Below are 18,497 nucleotides of genomic sequence, written 5' to 3'. Positions count from 1 at the left end.
CCGTGTATAAAAATGAAAAGGCGTCATCACCGCCAGTAAACAACAAGGTCGTTGATTTTTGCTGTGGAAAGATAATAATGCTGTTGTCAGATCACCCAGGTAAGCTTTTTTACCAGGACTCAGACAGCAGCATTTATATTTTAGGCGAACATCTTCCTGACGCAGAGCCGAAGCCTATAGCTCTGCTGTCAGAAGAAGAACAGCAAATGATACTCAGACACTATGAACAGCGAGGGGGTAATCACATATGAACGTCTTTGTACCAGGGACACGCTTTTCTGACGAACAGATACGTGACGCACGGAATATGTCATCCTGCGAAGTCATCTCCTCTGTTACAGGCTTCAGCTTTGAAAAGTGCGGCAGTGAGTGGAAATGTAAAGAACACGACTCACTGAGAGTTTTTAAAGACGGAAAAGGTTGGACGTGGTATAGTCAAAACATAAGCGGAGCTAACTGCATTGACTTTCTCATGAAAAGCGAAGGCTACTCATGGCAGCAGGCAATAACGTCGCTAACACAAGGAAAGTATACGCAGAGCGACTATGCTTTTCGGAATGACGAACAGCCTCAAAAGCCAAAGGAAATAAAGCTGCCTGAAAGGACAGAAGGCAAATACTCCCGTGTATATGCCTACCTAATGAAAAAGCGCTGCATAGACCTTGAAGTGATAAACTACTGCGTGAAAAACGAGTTGCTCTATGAAGATAAGCGTGGAAATTGTGTGTTTGTCGGAAAAAATGACAATGGTCAGCCTAAATATGCAATGCTCAGAGGAACATATACTCCCGAAAATGGACAGCCATACAAGGGCGAAGCAAGCGGATCAAACAAAATGTACGGCTTTCGCATGGACGGCACCTGCGAAACACATCTCTTTGTATTTGAAGCTCCTATAGACGCTCTCAGCCATGCAACGCTCAATATGCAGCGTTCAAAGGATATGGGCATAGCTGATTGGAAAAGCAGTTGGAAACGGCACACAAGGCTTGCTCTTGGCGGAACATCTGATGTTGCCCTAAGTACATATCTGACGACTCATCCGAAAATAAAAGAAATATCTTTTTGTCTGGATCGAGACGAGGCAGGGCGAACAGCTTCTGCAAAATATCTTGAGAAATATTCCGTACAAGGGTACAAGGTCAATATCTATGCAGTGCCTGAAAACTGCGGAAAGGACTACAACGAATATCTGTGCAAAGTCACAGAACACAGGAAGAATGTAAGCCGTCAGATGTCGGCTTCATATAATAAGCAGCGTAAAACACGCTGAAAAGAAAAGGAGTTATCTTATGAAAGTAAAAAAGATCACTAAAAACATCTCGGCAGCTATAACAACTGCGATCCTTGCGGCATTTTGCTCTGTAAATGCCTTTGCAGCCGACAATGACGGCTGGACAAACTTTTTCACATTTGGTGATAACTTTGCAACAAACCTGCAGAAAGGTTTGAAAACAGTTGCAACTATTGCGGTGATCGTACTCGCTATCATGGTCATCTCAGGCGGACGTAACTGGGTGGACAAGCTCAAGTCAACAGGTGGTGGAATACTTGTCGGTATCGCTATCGGCTGCTATGGCGCAGGTATAGTTGCAGGAATGTTTGCATAACACGAACAGGACACCAATTCGGTGTTCTGCAATGCTATATGATGAATATGTCATTGCAGAATACCGAAACGAAAGGAGATAATCATGGAGATAAAAACCTCAAAAAAGCACAAGCTTTTGTTTTCAGCATTTACAGTATTTTTGTTTTCGGTTTTCATACCTATAGCCGTCTGTGCGGTAGATGTGGACTACGAAAATCTGCCCCTTGATGTAGTCAAGCATATAAGCAAGGCGACCTACTGGAAAGATATTTTTAGAAGTCTGGGGTTTGCCATACTTAGTTGTATAGCAAAGCTTATAGATTGGTGCGAACAGGCATTCAATCAGGTGCTGCACTTTAATGTTATGCACCTCTTTAATCAGATAACAGGAATGTCAGATACAAACAAGCTCGTTTCCGTAATATTCACCATATTCCTGCTGATCGGAGCGGCTGGAGTAATGTTTATGCCCGAAAAAATAAGGGTAAACGATTTTCTTAAAAGCATAATTCTTTCAGCGGCACTTATAGTTGCACTTCCAGCCCTGCTTTCAGAGCTTACAAGCATGAAAAGAGCAGGACTTGCTGATATAAACAATATCGAATATAGCGAAGCACAGGGCGACTCAGATTTCACATACACTCTTGGTGATATACTTCTTCAGGAAAATATTATTGATATGACTAAAAGTGCGATCAATAATAAGCTGAGTTATTACAGCGAAACTGATCCATTGCCGAACAGCGTCTATGATCTGAATATAAATCAGCATGGCGGCTCTGGCTGGAACAAAGAGGTAGTTGATATATCCGCTGAGGAGTCATCGCAAAGACGATATGAAGATCTGACCTATGATGATATGGCGGAACTTATGGACGTTGGTTATGAATACCGATTTTTTAATCAGGTCATGGATCGTATGTCCCTTAATGAGGAGCTTGACGGTGGCGTTGTGTTCACCTATCAGGCTGTCACTGGTGTAAGCTCAAGCGGACAGCCTATTTATGAGGAAAGGACAACTACCATTGCGGCATATAAAACGAGCATACTTTGGAACATGGCTTATCAGGCAGATGTAAGAGAGGCAGGACTTACCGAAAGCGTGCGGTCAGCACGTGACATTGAGTCAGCATTCAATCTTCTCAAAGATAACGTTATCCGAGAAAGAAACAGAGTATATAATCAAAGACTAAGCCGTTCAAATCAAAGCAATGTAGATGCATCTTATCAGTTTGAAGATATAATGACCCAGCGGGAATATGACGATCTTGACACAACAGACAAGATAATCCAGTCGCTGACAGTAGGAGAAGGTGCCGAGCATATCTACAGATATAACTACGATTTCTGGTTTTCACTGATATTTCTTTTAACAGTTGCAGTTGCCATTATCCTTGCAACTTTCAAGCTTGGAACAATGTTATTTGATATTATCATAACTCAGCTTCTTGCAGGTGCTATCGCCGCAACAGGCGTTACTAATTCAGGCAGAACAAAAATGGTGGTGCAAAATCTTGTATCGTCATATGTTATCTTCATTCTAGTTGCCTTTATGCTTAAGGTGTACATAAAAGCCATACTTATTATCCATAACATGAGCAGTCTTAATTACATAACGCAGCTTATCCTTATAGCTTGCTTTGCAAAAGGCGTTATAACTTGCCCTGATTTCATCACAAGAGTTCTGGGTATTGACGCAGGAAATAAAAACAGCATGGGAACATTGTATGCAATGTCATCGGTCGCAAGAGGATTGGGTATGGCTGGAGCAACTGTTGGCGGATTTGCAGGAAGCGCTGCTGGTGCGGCAACAGGAGCAGCTTCGGGCTTTGCTACAGGTGCATATTCGTCTATAAAAGATGCTCAAAATGGTGGACACGGAAAAGCCTACACAGCTTTTGCTGCTATCGGCGGAGCATTAAAAGGAGGAGCTACAGGAACAGCAAACGGATATAAGGCAGGCGGCGCATTAAGCGGAGCAAAAGCGGCAACTGTTTATCCTAAAGCAGCCAACACGGCTGGAAATCAGTCAAATAGCAATAATCAGAATAGTAGTGCAAGAAGCACAAGTCCGAACAGCAGCAATTCAAGCACATCAACTGCAAATATCAATACAGAAAGCCAAACAGCTTCCGCACCTGAGCAAAGCACTTCTGAAGAACAAAAAACTGCTTCTTCAAATTTGCCAAGCAGTAATGCAGAGTCAGATACACCAACAAGCAATGCCAATACGAACACGGCAGAAGCTCCAAAGGGTCATGCTTTTGATATAGCAAAACCTAACGATAGAAAGGAAAAATAAAATATGGGAACAGTACCTAAGTCAACCAAAGCCGATATAAAATTCTTTCTCGGGCTGTCACTACAGCGCATAGGAATAGCGATAATGGTCGGTTTTGTTTCATTCTCAATATGTCAGGAGATGATCAGCAACGCATGGTTACAGATCATAATGTCACTCATATTCGTTGCAATATCACTTGTTTTGTCGGGAAGATCTCCGTCAAACCCTAGGATCACCTTTGCAAAAGGTCTTATACTTTTTGTATTAAACTTCTTTGAGCCTAAAAAATTATACGGAACTGAAACAGAAGAATACCGCAAATACAAGGAAAGAGAGGCTGAACGAAATGCCAAAAAGCAAAAATAAAATAAGCTATTCACAATGCCTTGACTATCTTGTTGATATAAAGGAATACTGTGGCAATGGCATTATAAAGCTTTCCTACCGAAACAAAAAGACAGAGCTTGCCTGCGTTATGCAGATATCAGGCATAGACATTTTTCATTATTCTACTGACGATATCTACGCCGTCTGCAATAACTTTGCAAAAGCTACAAATGCACTTTCACTGCCACACAAATATATATTCTCAGATAAACACCCTGACCTTACGCCTCAGCTTGATTATCTTGAATATAAAAAGAACAGAACAACTGGTTTTCCAAAGGTCTTTATAGAAAAACAAATCCAGACTTTAAAGAACGCAGCCGAACAGCAGCGTGACAGATTAGCATATCTCATAGTATATGCCAAGGAAAATCAAGAAGAAATGCTTGCGAAAGCCTGTCAGAAGTACATCTCACACATGACAGATACATCTGTTAAAATATGCTCAAAGCCTGAGATACTCTACCTTTTCCGCAAGCACCTTTGCTGCTCTGACACACCGTCTTGCAGTGTAAAGTCCATTCATCCACTTGAATATATCAGACACCAAGGATATGCTCAGATCGACAACAACTTTGTCACAACGCTTATTGTAAATGACTACCCTGCTACTATAAAAAATCTTGAGATTGCAAGTCTTATACAGCGTCTTGAGGGCATAACAGTAATGCTTGACGTTGATTACAAGAACAAAACTCTGGTACTTAAAGAGCTTAACAACAGTATGAAAGAACTCAAAGGACGATTTGCAATAAACAGAACAGATAGTGAAGATCTTGATACACAGACAGAGCTTAATAAGCTTACAGCGATCCGTGAGGCTATAGTAAATGATAACGAACAGATGATGTATATAACAATGCGTATCATTTTGTCCGAGTCTACCCTTGAAAAGCTCAACGACAAATGCACGAACATCTCAAAAATGCTTGAGGACGAGGGTATATCCTGCTTTATCCCATATAACGAAATGGCAGACGAATACATTGATCTTATAAGGCACGACAACATTGCGAACACGCCTTTTCCGCTTCATGATACATATAAAATGCAGTATCCTTTCTACTATCAACAACATCTTGATGACAGATCTTTTATTTTCGGAAAGACGGTAACAGGCGGTCTTGTAAGCATAGATTTCTTTGCCCGTGACTCATACAGACAATCATACGATATGATGTTCATAGGAGTAAAAGGCTCTGGTAAATCAGCTACACTAAAGTCATTAGCCCGTGATTATGTTTCCCTGGGCAACAAGATAATGATACTTGACATTGAGTCTGAGTATCGCACACTCGCAGAAATGTTCGGTGGACAGGTGATAAGGCTCAACAAAAATTCAACGCTGAATGTACTTCAACTGAGAAAAACAATAGACTCATCACGAGAAGATGACGCAAGCAACGAAACTAATTATGCGTCAGAGCTTTCACGAATAATCACATTCTTCTATCAGTATGCACCCTCTCTTGGCGAAATGGAAGCCGAGGAGCTTAAAGATGTTATACAAGAAACGTTCGCCAAAAAGGGCATAACACAAAGCACTGATGTATCCACTCTTTTGCCAGAGGACTTCCCTATTTTCTCTGATCTCCTTGCAACTATACGCAGCAAGCTATACAACAGTGATCGCTCATACAAGGCGATCACGCCAAGAAAGATAGATATTTATGAAACACTTGAAGTCATAGTAAAACAGCTTGCAGAGGGCATTTACTCATCAATGTTTAACGGATATTCTAACGTGAATATCGAAAACTCAAATGTTATAGTCTTTGACGTAAAGGCTCTTTCGGAAATGGACGAGCGTATCTATAATGCTCAGCTTTTCAATATTCTAACCCTTATGTGGTCTGAGACTTGTCAGAATGTTGAGTACAATAACAATATAACCAATCCATATGACAGACGTTATGTTGTATCTCTTATAGACGAGGCTCACAGATTTATCAATGCCAAAAATCCGCAGGTCACAGACTTTATTGAAAAGCTTGTCCGACGAACAAGAAAATATGACGCGTCTCTATGGTTTGCTTCACAGTCTATAAGCGACTACAATCCCACAGGAAACTCTGAGGGAGCAGAGAAAATTAGAGTCATATTCCAGCTCGTACAATACAAATTCATATTCAAACAATCAGCAAATACTGCAGCTTCTCTGCACGAATTTTTCCCTCAGTTTACAGTATCAGAGCTTAATTCAACGGCTGAATTTGAGCCTGGTGAGCTGCTCTTGTCGCTGGGATCAGGACGAAACAAACTTCACTGCAAGCGCTATGTTGATGACGCAACCATGCTTTATATAGGAAACTCACGTGACAGCGAGGAGATAGTACACAGGATCTTTGAAGAACTTTATCACGAATATTCTGACGAAGAATACGGTGAGCTTATAATGCAGCAAAGAGAACACTTCCATAAAGCATTCACAAATGAAGTTTTCGATATGCTTGGGTATAAACCTACAGACAGCGACACGCTATATCAGATAGTATTTATGGCTGTTGACAGGCTCATAAAAGAATACATAGGCAAACGAAAAGGAGCGTGGTAAATGTGACAAATGCTAAGAGTTCAAATATCATATACGGTATCTTTATAGTATTTACCATGCTTGTTATTGGCATTATTCTTGCGTTCAATGGCACAAAGGAACGTGAAAGCAGCTCTGTTGACTATGATAATTCTCTTTCGGTGGGTGGCTATGCGGTAAAGATAAACAACTGCATTTACTTTACAGACACCAATGAGATAGTATTCACATTCAAATATAAGGCTATGGTCGGCTCTCCCACAAACAGTATTCCTGAGATATACTCGATAACTTATTCGCTTAAAGACGAACTTAACAGCAAGCTTACATACAAGACGCAGGACAATTCAGACGAAGAACAGCTTGTTACCTGCACCGATTTTGACAAGGATCTTTATTATATCAAGGTCAATTTTATATCAAAAGAGCCTGATTATTACGATCAAGATACCTATGATGACTTTGGTGATGTAGTCAAAGGTGCTTTTCATGAGGGAAAAAAGTATGACAGCTATGTGCAGATAGATGTACAAGATATGCTCAAAATGACTAAAAATGAGTATAAAACATATACAACTCAAGCACCTGTAACTGCCACTGAAGAAAGCTCTGCGGCTGATAAGGTCATAGACCCAAGTGGCACGTTTGTTATTACAACAACTACTCCAATGACAACAGAGAGTTCTGAGCCTGCAACCACGACAAGCACAGCGTCTAAAAATTCACATGAAAGCACTTCCAAAAAGAAAACCAATGTGGCTGTAAAGAGTAATCAAGATCATGATGAACAGCAGATCGACGAGCCATATGTATACACAACAGAGCCTAGGCGGTATGAAGATAATGACCACTATACCGAGCCACAGCAAACTCAAAGACAGACAGAGAGACAAACTCAAAGGCAAACAACAGCTACAACAACTACCGCTTATGTACCCCCTGAGATAAAGGGGCTAAGACTTGAAAGCAGCTATAGCAACAATGATGTTAGGCTTAATGCAGGCGAAAGCACAACGCTTACGGCGGTCATTTCGCCCTCAAATGCTGTGGGAAATATCATTTGGGAATCCAACCGAACAGATATTGCAGAGGTAGACAGCAGCGGCAGAGTTACCGCAAAAGCAAAAGGAAAAGCAATAATAACGGCAAGAGCTGAGGATAACAGAGCAGTATCCGCAAGCTGTATGATAACTGTAGAATAGAGGTAAATATTATGAATGAAGAATTACTCTTTGAATATCCATTGAAAGCAGACCGCAAAAGATTTGAGTCTGAAATACTGTCATCCGCTCCTGAAAACTTTAAGGCACAAAGAGCAAGAGCCTTTGTAATGATCATAATCGGCTATGTTCTTATCCCTCTTTCGGATATTATACCTTGGGAAACTCCTGCAAAGGTAGTCCCTATAATAGGAATTGTGCTTGTTGTAATTGCCATTTTAACTATGAAATCATTGATAGGTGCAAGAAGAACAGGCGTTGAAATAGACGCATATGAAACATATATGCAGATAACTTGTATTGATAATATTAATTCCTATCCACGCAGAACGGTGAAAGTATATTATGACAACATTGTGCTTTGCAATATTTCAAACGGCTGTGGAAGTGCTATGATGATCTATCAGCCACAGAACAGCGAAGAGATCTGCATTGACAGGAATGGCGAAAAAGCATTTGATAATGTTCTCAGCGGTCAGCTAACTTTTGATATAAACCCATATTCATATGAGCAATATTTCTTTTTATACGTCGCACCGAAGCTTTTCAAAACAAGCACAAAGGGTTGGAAAATAACTAAGAAATTCGGCACAGAATATGAATATATAACGAAATATCTACAATAAAAACGGAGGTAAAAACAATGGCTTTCACTAACAAAAACAACAAGATCACAGTAAAAGGCTTTCTTTCAAGCAACATCACAGAAGTACCAAATTCAAGCTATGCGCTTACATTTATGATAAAAGTACCACGTCCTGCTCAGCAGGATAGGCGTATTATTTATGATGAATTTATGGTTTATGTATGTGACAATAAGAATGCAACTAACGCAAGAGCAAATCTTACAACAGGCGTATCAGTAAAAGTAACAGGCGAATTAAGAATATGGCATGACGGCTCTTACCGAATTTGCGCCAATGATATTCAGCCTATATGGTAGGTAAAAGTCAATGGAAATGAAAATAAGAATAACCGACGAACAGCTTGTCAAACAAATGGATGAGGTCATAAAAGAGGAGGGATTTACTTCACGTAATCAGTTTATAACCTATGTCATTTCAATGTATCTCACCTCAGAAAACAAGTTTTTTCTTCGAGCTTTTTCGCCTGTTATGCGTGAAATATGTAAAGAAAGCATTGACGAACAGAAGAAAAACACAGAGCATTTGCTACAGAAAAATGAGATCCTAATGCAGGATATACTCAGAACAATGAATGATATACGTGCGATATTCTACTCTGAGATCACCGAAAAAAAGACCAAAGAAAATGATAAAAAATATAGAATTTAAGGTACTTTTCTTTTGTTTTTCGGAAAGGAAGTGAAAAAACACTGTATGGCATTATACAGAAATGTTATGGCACTATACAGAAATGTTATGGCATTGTACAGAATTATTATGGCATAATACAGAAAACGTATGGCATTGTACAGAATTATTATGGCATAATACAGAAAACGTATGGCATTGTACAGAAATCACGTTGAAAACACCCCACTTTTAGGACGGATAAAGCTCGGTACTACCGAGCTTTCCAACGGTTGCTGGGGCATACCTTTATGCTCTTGTGTCTTTCACTGGGTCTTGGAGTGGTCTTAGCACCAAAATTGCACAAATATGGAAACAAGAAAGAGGGTAAAAAAATGAAGAAAACAATAGCTATCACCGAGGAGTGCAACCAGCTTTTGAAAGAGCTGGCTGAGAAAAATGATACCACAGAGTCGAAGATAGTCAAGTGGGCGATCGAGGAGTACGCTGCACGGAACAAGCCCGAACATCCAGATGAGATCGTGGAGATCAGGCGTAGGATCGTCAAGATACAGGAACAGAATTTTCACCTGCTGAATATGCTCAACTCATTCATTGAGAAAATGCAGTTCACAGATGACGAGGGTTACTTCTCAGCCGAGGATCTCCCCTGCCGCTGGATGGAGGAGAGCAAGAACGAATTTCATCAGAAGCAGTTGAAGAACAGACTTGAAGCGATCAATAAGAAATAGGGAGATGTCTTATGTCAACACCTGCAGTAGTATTCTCACTGGGTTTCACCTATGATTGGGCAATAGGCGGCTACGACTTTCTGGAATACATGGATCGTCCAGAAGCCTTTGATAAGACCCGTCACCTCAATGACGAATACAAGGACTTCATCGACTATATGTCAAACTCAGAAAAATCAGACGGACTATTCAATGCACAGTCTGACCTGCTAACTGAAAGTGACAAAGAAAAATACCGTCAGCTCGAAACAGTGAGCCGTGACGCAGGCTGCCCTAAGTATTACGGTGTTGTATCCTTTGATAACAACTTTCTCATAGAGAACGGGTTAATGACGAGCGACGGCAAGCTTGATGTCCATGGGATAAAGGAGTTAGGTCGTGAGGGTATCAACGCCATGATATCAACGTCCAATAAGCTCGACAATGACAACGTGTATTGGACAGGAGCGATACATACCAATACTGATAACATTCACATACATTTCTCCATATGCGAATATGAGCGGCGTGAGGACCGCTGTAAGGTATATCGTGACAAGGATTGTATCGAGGTCAAAGCATTCGATAAGCTCAAGTCAAAGATCGTGAACAGAGTCCTTGGCAGTGATTATTCCAGGCAGCTCACTGAGCTTGAAAGGGAGTCTATCAAACCAGCTCTATCATCAGGATACGGTGGTTGTGCTGAACAGCTTATCAGACTTGCCGACAAGCTGCCCTCCGAGGGTGGCTGGCAATACGGCAGACCAAAGATGAGAGCATATCGTGACGATATAGACAAAACGGTTGACGCAGTTATAGCTTCAGACCAAAAGCTTAGCGGCCTATGGAAGCAGTATAACGAAATGCTGGACAGCAGAACAGAATATCTCCGAAAAATCTATGGCGAAGGCGAGCGTCATTTGTACGCTACATTCAAGCCGAACAGACTTGCAGATTTTCATAGGGAGCTTGGCAACCAGCTACTCAATGATCTCGCACCGCTTACCGAACAGCTCCGTGCTTCTGCCATGCCGCAGGCTCATCCTTCCGAAAATGAAAACAGCGAACAGTTTCTGCCACCACAGTACGAGGCGGATACAGGCGTCATAATGGATATTCCAGAATATTCGCAGCCAAACAGCTTTGATGAAGAATATTACAATTCGCTATATGCCTCTATGGACGCTCATCCGCCCGAAAATGAAGTGTGGTTTGACGAGCCGCCTATCATTGAAGCTAATCTGTATCCATATCCACAGGAGTTTCATCCGTCCGAAAAAGAAACAGAAGTTTCTCTCAGAATTGAATGGACAGACAGATACAAGCAAGCGCTTGATCTCATGTACGGCTCTCGAACAGCCGACGGCAAGGAGTTACCAAAAGACCTGCCTGCAGCGCTTGAATTACTTGCCCAGGAAAGCGATAGTGGAAACGTTCTTGCAACTTATGACCTCGGCAAACTCTATCACATAATGTCAGATGAAAATAACGATCACACTTCACTCAGCGAACAGAACTACAAGGCGGCGCTCGACGGGTTTCTGAAGCTGCTGGACAAACAGACATCAGGTTGGCAGCATTCCTACATATGCTACAGGGTCGGTAAGATGTATGACAAGGGACTTGGCACGGTGCAGGACTACAAAGCTGCAAGAGAATACTATGAAAAAGCAGGCGAGAACAGATTTGCATACTTCTCTCTGGGCAATATGTATAAGTTTGGCTCTGGTGTGGAAGTGGATATGACCATGGCAGTCAGCTATTATGAGAAAGCTCTTGCTTGCAAAGGTGATATGCCTTTTGCAAGCTACGCCCTCGGACAAGCGTATGAGCTTGGACAGGGTGTTAAAGCTGATGAACAGAAAGCGGTGCAGCACTACACTCAGGCACTCACTGGATTTACTGCGATATACGAGAAAAGTCACGAGGACAGTATAAGCTATCGACTAGGTACTATGTATCTAAAGGGAAAAGGAACAGACGTTGACCTGGCAAAGGCGGAAAAATACCTCCTGGAGTCTGCTGATAATGGTAACGATCAGGCTCAGTACCAGCTCGGTAAGCTGCGTCTTGCTCAGGATCGAATTGACGAAGCAGAACAGCTTTTTATCAAGTCTGCAGAGAAAGGTAACGTCTATTCAGCTTTTTCTCTCGGACGGATATACATGACCGAAGAAAAGCGAGATGACAGCAAAGCCGAACAGTTCCTGAAACAATACCTTGCAGGGTCTGACGATGAGCTTGGCATTGGAGAATATGCTCTTGGCAAGCTCTATCTCTCTCAGGATCACATTGACGAGGCAGAACAGCTCTTTATCAAGTCTGCAGAGAAAGGCAACGCCTATTCAGCTTTTTCTCTCGGACGGATATACATGACCGAGGAAAAGCGGGATGACAGCAAAGCCGAACAGTTTCTGAAACAATATCTTGCAGGGTCTGATGATGAGCTTGGCATTGGAGAATATGCTCTTGGCAAGCTCTATCTCTCTCAGGATCGCATTGACGAGGCAGAACAGCTCTTTATCAAGTCTGCAGAGAAAGGCAACGCCTATTCAGCTTTTTCTCTCGGACGGATATACATGACCGAGGAAAAGCGGGATGACAGCAAAGCCGAACAGTTTCTGAAACAATACCTTGCAGGGTCTGATGATGAGCTTGGCATTGGAGAATATGCTCTTGGCAAGCTCTATCTCTCTCAGGATCGCATAGATGAAGCAGAACAGCTTCTTATTTCATCCTCCGAAAAAGAAAATCTGTATGCCTCATATAAACTTGGAAAGCTGTATCTTACAGATAGAAAGCTTGACTACACACAGGCTGTGAAATATCTGAAGCCTTGTGCTGACAAGGAAGACAATGAATACGCTCAGTATGCACTCGGCTGTATCTATCTGAAAAAGGAGCATTACGATCGCAGGTTAGCAGAAAAATATCTTCTTGAGTCGTCAGGTCACAATAACTCGTCGGCTCAGCTGAAGCTGGGTCTGATGTACCGAGAAGAACAGAAATACCGCCAGTCAGATTACTGGATGAAGCTTGCTGCACAAAACGGTAACGAATATGCACAGAAAATTCTTGCAGAGCGTCACGAACAGATAAGAATGAAGCTTCATCTTGGGGCAACGGCGAACAGCGTCATGCGGCGTGTCTGCATCAATATGCAGACAAAGGCTCAGCAGCTTCTTGCCCAGGTGGAGCGTGACGAACAGGAACAGAAATACAAACAGGCTATAAGTCAGACTTATAGCCGATAATACACCCTACCACACGTGGTAGGACAAGGGGGATAAGAAATGAATAATGATGAGCATAAAATACTAAAGACAATAGGACGGATACTGCTTCTTATTATCCTCACAGCGACAATAGCAGGAGCCGTATGTCTGGTATTTAATCTGCTTGATGAGCTGTCCGCTATAAACAAGGCAGCTCAGACTAATCAAGACAATGTTGGCGAAATGTGGGCGAGTTTTTCTATTCGGAAAGAATATTTCTGGACAAAGCCTAAGCAGCTTGAGGTCAGCGATCTTTTTTTCATATCATTCATCGTATCCTTGCTTATCTACGCAAAGATAGCAAGACAAATGGAAATAAGGAGAGGTTACAAAGATCTGGAGGGCAGCGACAGGTGGGCAACAAAACGAGAGCTTAACAAAAACCTTATAAGAATACCTGAAAAAGAGCTTTACAAAGCTGAAAAAACAGGACCGCTCATAGCCTGCAAGTACGGGTACTTCTATGTTGACCCAAAGAACAACCACTCCCTTATAATCGGCACAACTGGATCTGGTAAAACTCAGTCCCACGTTCTTCAGCAGGCACGAGTATTCGCCTGTGGCAAGGATAAACAGTCCATGATATTCAATGACCCTAAGGGAGAGATATTTTCTTCCACCTACCCTATAATGCAGAAAGAGGGCTATAACGTAGTCATATTAAATCTAAGAGACACGAACAGATCTTCACGGTGGAACCCAATTACATTCATAATCAATGAGTATGTACACTGCGTAAAGAACAACCTTGACCTTTCAAAGGTATCCGAGTATATCGACACAATGGCGTCAACCTTAACGAACAATCCTAAATCTGATCCTATATGGCCCTCATCTGCAAAGTCCCTGCTTTCAGCTCTGATACTTTACATGATCGAGCAAGGATATAAGCATGACAAGCTCGATAAGGTCAATATGTATTCTGTTTATCAATTCTTTATTGAATATGGTCAGGAAGTGGAGGAAACAGATCCATTTGGAAACGTAATTACAAAGAACAGACTTGACGAGATATTCAAGGGACTTCCCGTCGGCTCTCTTGCGAAAGCAGCGTATGCCACATCAAACTTTGCTAAGGGTGATATGAGAGCCAGCATATTTGCAACCCTTGCAGACAATATCCGCATATTCGGTCTTGACACGGGTATTGCACAGCTGACCTCAGGCAATGACATAGACCTTGACGAGCTTATCTCTTGCGGAAAGCCCTTTGCAATATACATGATCATTCCTGATGACCGCCCTACAAGACACGTCATAGCCTCAATGTTTATCAATCAGAGCTATCTCAGTATGGTAGAATATCTCACAAGGAACAGTATGAAAGCACTGCCACGCCGAGTAAATTATATACTAGACGAGTTCTGCAATCTTGTGACCATACCTGGTATGGATAATAAGATAACTGTATCTCGAAGCAGAAACATAGGCTGGCACTTGTACATACAGGGCTTGAGCCAGCTTGACGCCAAGTATCATGACGACTCCAAGACTATCCGTGAAAACTGTGCAAACTGGGTATACATCTATTCGGGTGATCCTGACACTAACCAGTTCATCAGCAACATTCTCGGAAGCAGAACAGTACAGTATAAGACGTACTCAGGAAAGCTCTCAGAGGAGCTGTCAGAGAACAGAGCATATAAAGGGAAACAGCTTAAAACACCAACGGAGCTTGCCGTTCTTCAAGAGGGTGACACCATTGTTAAGCACCACCGTATGTACCCTATTGAGTCAAATTTCAAGTTCTTCTACAAGCTCAATCTTGGCACTGCAGAGCTTGACGATATAGCTTTTTCTTCGGGAGGAAAAGCTCTCGTCGAGATCCTTATACCGTTTGATATACTTATACCTCAAAAAGTCGGTCAGGAGGATCATCTGTCCGAAAAGAACAATAGTGATGATGGTTTGCACCAGCATCCAGCAACAGCTATCCCGAACAGATTTGTTGACTCACCTGACAGTGTGGTGATATCTCCACAGAAAGCCGCTCTTGAAGCTATCAATGAAGCTACAAACGGTGAATGGAGCAGAGCTATGCAGGAGATCGACATAGATACCCTTGAAAGGCTCCTCAACAGAGCCAAGATAAAAAACAGAAGCACTATAACAGACGAACAGTTTGAAATGCTGAGCAATATGATACTCAGGAAGAAACAGCAAACTGTTTTATCAAACATAACGTAAAGAGGTCAATTATGAAATTCAGCTACTATTACCTGCCGAACAGCCTTGTAGAAAAGAAAATGCTGCCATCAGACTTTGCTGTGGCAGCATTTCTCTATTCTATGGCACAAGCCTACGGAAATAAAAACCTGTACGGCATATACGTTAAGGTGAAGCAGACTACAATAGCAGAAGCCTGCGGCATAAGTGTGGAGTCCGTAGCAAGGGCAACTAAAAGGCTCATTACATCAGGCGTTATCATATCCAGAGAGCGCTGCGTCAAAGCTAACAGACATCTTAGCACATATACATACACTCTTGCAGAGATAGGATCTCGTTTCTTTCGGGTGGACAGAAAGGCAGCTAAACGTCTGACAGCAAAGGAACTCAGGTGCTACTGTGCTTTCTGTAAATGCAAACAGAACAGCAGCAAAATGTTTTTCCACAGCTACTCAGACCTTGCCAAAATGCTCGGTATGAAGCGCAGCGAGCTAATGGCAATAGTGGACAAGCTCATTTCTCTCAAAGTCATACACAAGCGCTATCAGGTCACATCATGCGGTGACTTTGGAGAGAACAGATACTATGTTTTTGAGTTCGTTACTGGGCATATCCGAAAAAAGTGCAAAAAAAGGACCGCTGCCCAAAGCGGTCCTCACAAAACTCATAACCCAGCAACCCCTAGAAAATCACTGAATTTACATAAATTCTACCACCATCTAGGGAATTTGTCAAGGGGTTATGTGAAAAATTGTGAAAAAAATCGAGCAGGACCCCAGTTTATGTTTAAGGGTAGGGGCAATTTTGACAGGTCATATCTATGACCCACTTAATTTTATCTATCCGAAAAAGAAAAATTTATGTTAGGAGTATATGTTATGATAAAAGACAAAACTTTATATGACTTACAAAACCTTGTTCGCAAGCTTGTTTCAGACAAGAACAGCATTGATGACGTGAGAAGCTTTCTTTTGCAGCTCATTTTCTGCTTTTACTGTGAGGAAAGTGGAATTTTCCTGGGAAAGCCCTTTACTCAGCTTGTTTTAAACTCTGAAGCTTCGTCTTTTCCGTCAAGATTTATGCAGCTTATCGCCTCCCTGCCGCCCTTCATGGCTAAACCACAACAACTTTTTCTTTCGGATGATACTCACCACGCTATGAAGAAGCTTTGCCGTATAAGCTGGAACGACGTAAATCCGAGCATAATGGGAGCTGTACATCAGGCTGCACTTAGCCGTTCTGATCAGCGTGCAACAGGGACTCACTACACCTCACTGCGTAACGTTCACCGTGTTATCGACAAGCTGTTGATAGACAAGCTCCTTGACCAATTTTCGGAAACAAAAAGTGCCGAAGAAATCGCTGTGCTTTACGAACAGCTCGGTAAGATCTCTGTATTCGACCCTGCCTGCGGCGGCGGAAATTTTCTTATCGAGTCTTATCTTGGGCTTTCCGCAATGCGTCTTATAGCCTCCCGTGGAATATCATCGGTCAAGCCTCTGAGTACCAGAAATTTTCATGGCTTGGAGCTTTCTGAAGAAGCTGCCTGCATATGCCGAACAGCTTTGTTTGCCACGGCAAGACTTGAGGAGAAGCGCTATGCCGAACAGTTTAAAACGCCCCTGTCTCCCGTTGACCTCTCCGAATGTGGTGATATACGCTGCATAGACGCTCTAAATTTTGACTGGGATAAAATTTCCGCCGACTATATCGTAGGAAATCCACCATTCATGTTTAACCACAAAGAACAGTCTTTCAGCCAAACACAGCTTTTTGCTGACTCCGCTTCAGCGTCAGTAGACTACTCTGCAGGCTGGATAATTAAAGCCGCACAGTATTGTGCCGCTCATCCACGAACAGAATGTGCGTTCCTCACTACCAATTCTGTTTGTCAAGGCTCGCAAGTACAGTTCATCTGGGAGCCTGTGACTGACAAGTACAAAATGCACATAAATTGGGCATACAAAAGCTTTCGCTGGGTATCAGATATATCAAACTCAAAGATAGACCTGAGCTGTGTTATAACAGCTTTCAGTGCTAAAGATATGCCTGACAAGCAGCTAATGACAGTATCCGATGACGGTCATGATAGTGCCAGAACAGTTTCACATATCAACGCTTATCTGACAGAATATGACGACATATATCTCTACCCTGAAGGACTTGATGATCGACGCCCGACAATGCTCCTAAGACGGCGAACAGAAACGCCGATCCTTACAAGATACCAAGCCGAACAGCGAACAGAAAGTGGACTTCTTACTTGCAGATTTATAACGGCGCACAATATGCTGGCGACAACAATGCGCCAATATGTTGTGACTGACGGCGGATACTCGAACAGTATTGTCATTCCACGTCATTCCTCCGAAAAAAGAAAATATGTACCGCTTATCTACTGCAAAGAGCGTGTAATGGTCAATGACAGCGTGTACATAATACCAAACACAGACCTCTTCGTTTTCGGCTTGCTATCATCATCAATGCACAATGCCTGGGTACGAATGTTTTGTGGACGTCTTGATATGCGTATCCGATACTCAAACATCCTATGCTACAAGAACTTCCCTTTTCCTGAAGATATCACCACTGAACAGAAAGAAAATATCGCTCGGCTTGCTGCAAGGATACTTGAGCTGCGAATGAATTACAAAGACCAGCCACTCGGCAATGTCTATAATGACCTACCGCCTGAGCTGCTGCTTGCACATATCAATCTGGACAAAGCCGTTGAAAAGCTTTATGGCGAACAGCTTTTCTTCAATGACGACGGACGTCTCAAAGTTCTGATCAAGCTTTTCAATAAACAAAGAACAGACAGACCCTAACGGGATCTGCCTGTATTTTTGCGTCTGCGTATAATGGCTGGATGTCTAACTGGAATTTCTGCACTTGCCGCAACAGCTTTTTCTTTCGGCTCGTACTCGTTTGACTGTGCTTTAGCCAAACGTCTTTCAAGAACAGCCTCAAGCTTTTTGAAATCACAGCAACGGCGTGTGAGGTTGATATTCTCCATTGAATGATTAAGCCTCAAATCATAAAGTTTTCTAGCTTTAC

Annotated in this window: 16 protein-coding genes; 15 read left to right on the top strand and 1 reads right to left on the bottom strand. The window is 42.2% G+C overall.

Annotated elements, in window-relative coordinates:
• Positions 1-2: 2 nt before the first annotated feature.
• The 15 genes from KQH97_RS00480 (at position 3) to KQH97_RS00410 (ending at position 18,268) form a co-directional block, all read left to right on the top strand.
• Positions 3-251 carry a hypothetical protein gene (locus KQH97_RS00480; RefSeq protein ID WP_117865524.1) on the top strand — a complete coding sequence of 83 codons (249 nt, stop codon included), beginning with the start codon at positions 3-5 and terminating at the stop codon, positions 249-251.
• Positions 248-1,273, top strand: a complete 1,026-nt coding sequence (locus tag KQH97_RS00475; protein WP_195389044.1) for a DUF3991 and TOPRIM domain-containing protein — start codon at positions 248-250, stop codon at positions 1,271-1,273. The genes KQH97_RS00480 and KQH97_RS00475 overlap by 4 nt, the downstream gene beginning before the upstream one ends.
• Before the next feature lie 19 nt (positions 1,274-1,292).
• A complete protein-coding gene (locus tag KQH97_RS00470) occupies positions 1,293-1,610 on the top strand; it encodes a TrbC/VirB2 family protein (RefSeq protein WP_117865528.1) in 318 nt (105 codons plus the stop codon).
• Positions 1,611-1,694: 84 nt separating this feature from the next.
• Positions 1,695-3,893, top strand: a complete 2,199-nt coding sequence (locus tag KQH97_RS00465; protein WP_216552078.1) for a hypothetical protein — start codon at positions 1,695-1,697, stop codon at positions 3,891-3,893.
• 3 nt (positions 3,894-3,896) lie between these two features.
• Positions 3,897-4,241: a hypothetical protein gene (locus tag KQH97_RS00460; RefSeq protein WP_216552076.1), complete on the top strand. Its 345-nt coding sequence runs from the start codon at positions 3,897-3,899 to the stop codon at positions 4,239-4,241.
• Positions 4,222-6,816, top strand: a complete 2,595-nt coding sequence (locus tag KQH97_RS00455) for a VirB4 family type IV secretion system protein (protein ID WP_216552074.1) — start codon at positions 4,222-4,224, stop codon at positions 6,814-6,816. Before KQH97_RS00460 ends, KQH97_RS00455 begins: the two co-directional genes overlap by 20 nt.
• Before the next feature lie 2 nt (positions 6,817-6,818).
• Positions 6,819-7,997, top strand: a complete 1,179-nt coding sequence (locus tag KQH97_RS08795; RefSeq protein ID WP_216552072.1) for an Ig-like domain-containing protein — start codon at positions 6,819-6,821, stop codon at positions 7,995-7,997.
• An 11-nt stretch (positions 7,998-8,008) separates the two neighbouring features.
• The gene (locus tag KQH97_RS00445; RefSeq protein ID WP_216552070.1) at positions 8,009-8,641 is read left to right on the top strand and encodes a hypothetical protein; all 633 of its coding nucleotides are present in this window, start codon (positions 8,009-8,011) and stop codon (positions 8,639-8,641) included.
• 17 nt (positions 8,642-8,658) lie between these two features.
• Positions 8,659-8,958, top strand: coding sequence for an OB-fold nucleic acid binding domain-containing protein (locus KQH97_RS00440; protein WP_117865540.1), 300 nt, complete (start codon positions 8,659-8,661; stop codon positions 8,956-8,958).
• 10 nt (positions 8,959-8,968) lie between these two features.
• The gene (locus KQH97_RS00435) at positions 8,969-9,310 is read left to right on the top strand and encodes a ribbon-helix-helix domain-containing protein (protein WP_216552068.1); all 342 of its coding nucleotides are present in this window, start codon (positions 8,969-8,971) and stop codon (positions 9,308-9,310) included.
• A 353-nt stretch (positions 9,311-9,663) separates the two neighbouring features.
• Positions 9,664-10,020, top strand: a complete 357-nt coding sequence (locus tag KQH97_RS00430; protein WP_117865546.1) for a hypothetical protein — start codon at positions 9,664-9,666, stop codon at positions 10,018-10,020.
• Positions 10,021-10,031: 11 nt separating this feature from the next.
• On the top strand, positions 10,032-13,253 hold the full coding sequence (mobL, locus tag KQH97_RS00425; protein ID WP_216552066.1) for a relaxase MobL: 3,222 nt from the start codon (positions 10,032-10,034) through the stop codon (positions 13,251-13,253).
• Between the two features lie 39 nt (positions 13,254-13,292).
• Positions 13,293-15,461, top strand: a complete 2,169-nt coding sequence (locus KQH97_RS00420) for a VirD4-like conjugal transfer protein, CD1115 family (RefSeq protein WP_216552064.1) — start codon at positions 13,293-13,295, stop codon at positions 15,459-15,461.
• Positions 15,462-15,472: 11 nt separating this feature from the next.
• The gene (locus KQH97_RS00415; RefSeq protein ID WP_216552062.1) at positions 15,473-16,264 is read left to right on the top strand and encodes a helix-turn-helix domain-containing protein; all 792 of its coding nucleotides are present in this window, start codon (positions 15,473-15,475) and stop codon (positions 16,262-16,264) included.
• 54 nt (positions 16,265-16,318) lie between these two features.
• Positions 16,319-18,268 carry a DNA methyltransferase gene (locus KQH97_RS00410; RefSeq protein WP_216552060.1) on the top strand — a complete coding sequence of 650 codons (1,950 nt, stop codon included), beginning with the start codon at positions 16,319-16,321 and terminating at the stop codon, positions 18,266-18,268.
• Here KQH97_RS00410 and KQH97_RS00405 read toward each other — a convergent pair.
• Positions 18,265-18,497: type III toxin-antitoxin system ToxN/AbiQ family toxin (locus tag KQH97_RS00405; RefSeq protein ID WP_216552058.1), on the bottom strand; the 233-nt coding region annotated here is incomplete at its 5' end. The genes KQH97_RS00410 and KQH97_RS00405 overlap by 4 nt on opposite strands.

The sequence above is a fragment of the Ruminococcus sp. MSJ-25 genome (assembly GCF_018917825.1).
GTDB lineage: Bacteria > Bacillota > Clostridia > Oscillospirales > Ruminococcaceae > Hominimerdicola > Hominimerdicola aceti.
This window is presented reverse-complemented; position numbering and strand designations above follow the sequence as displayed.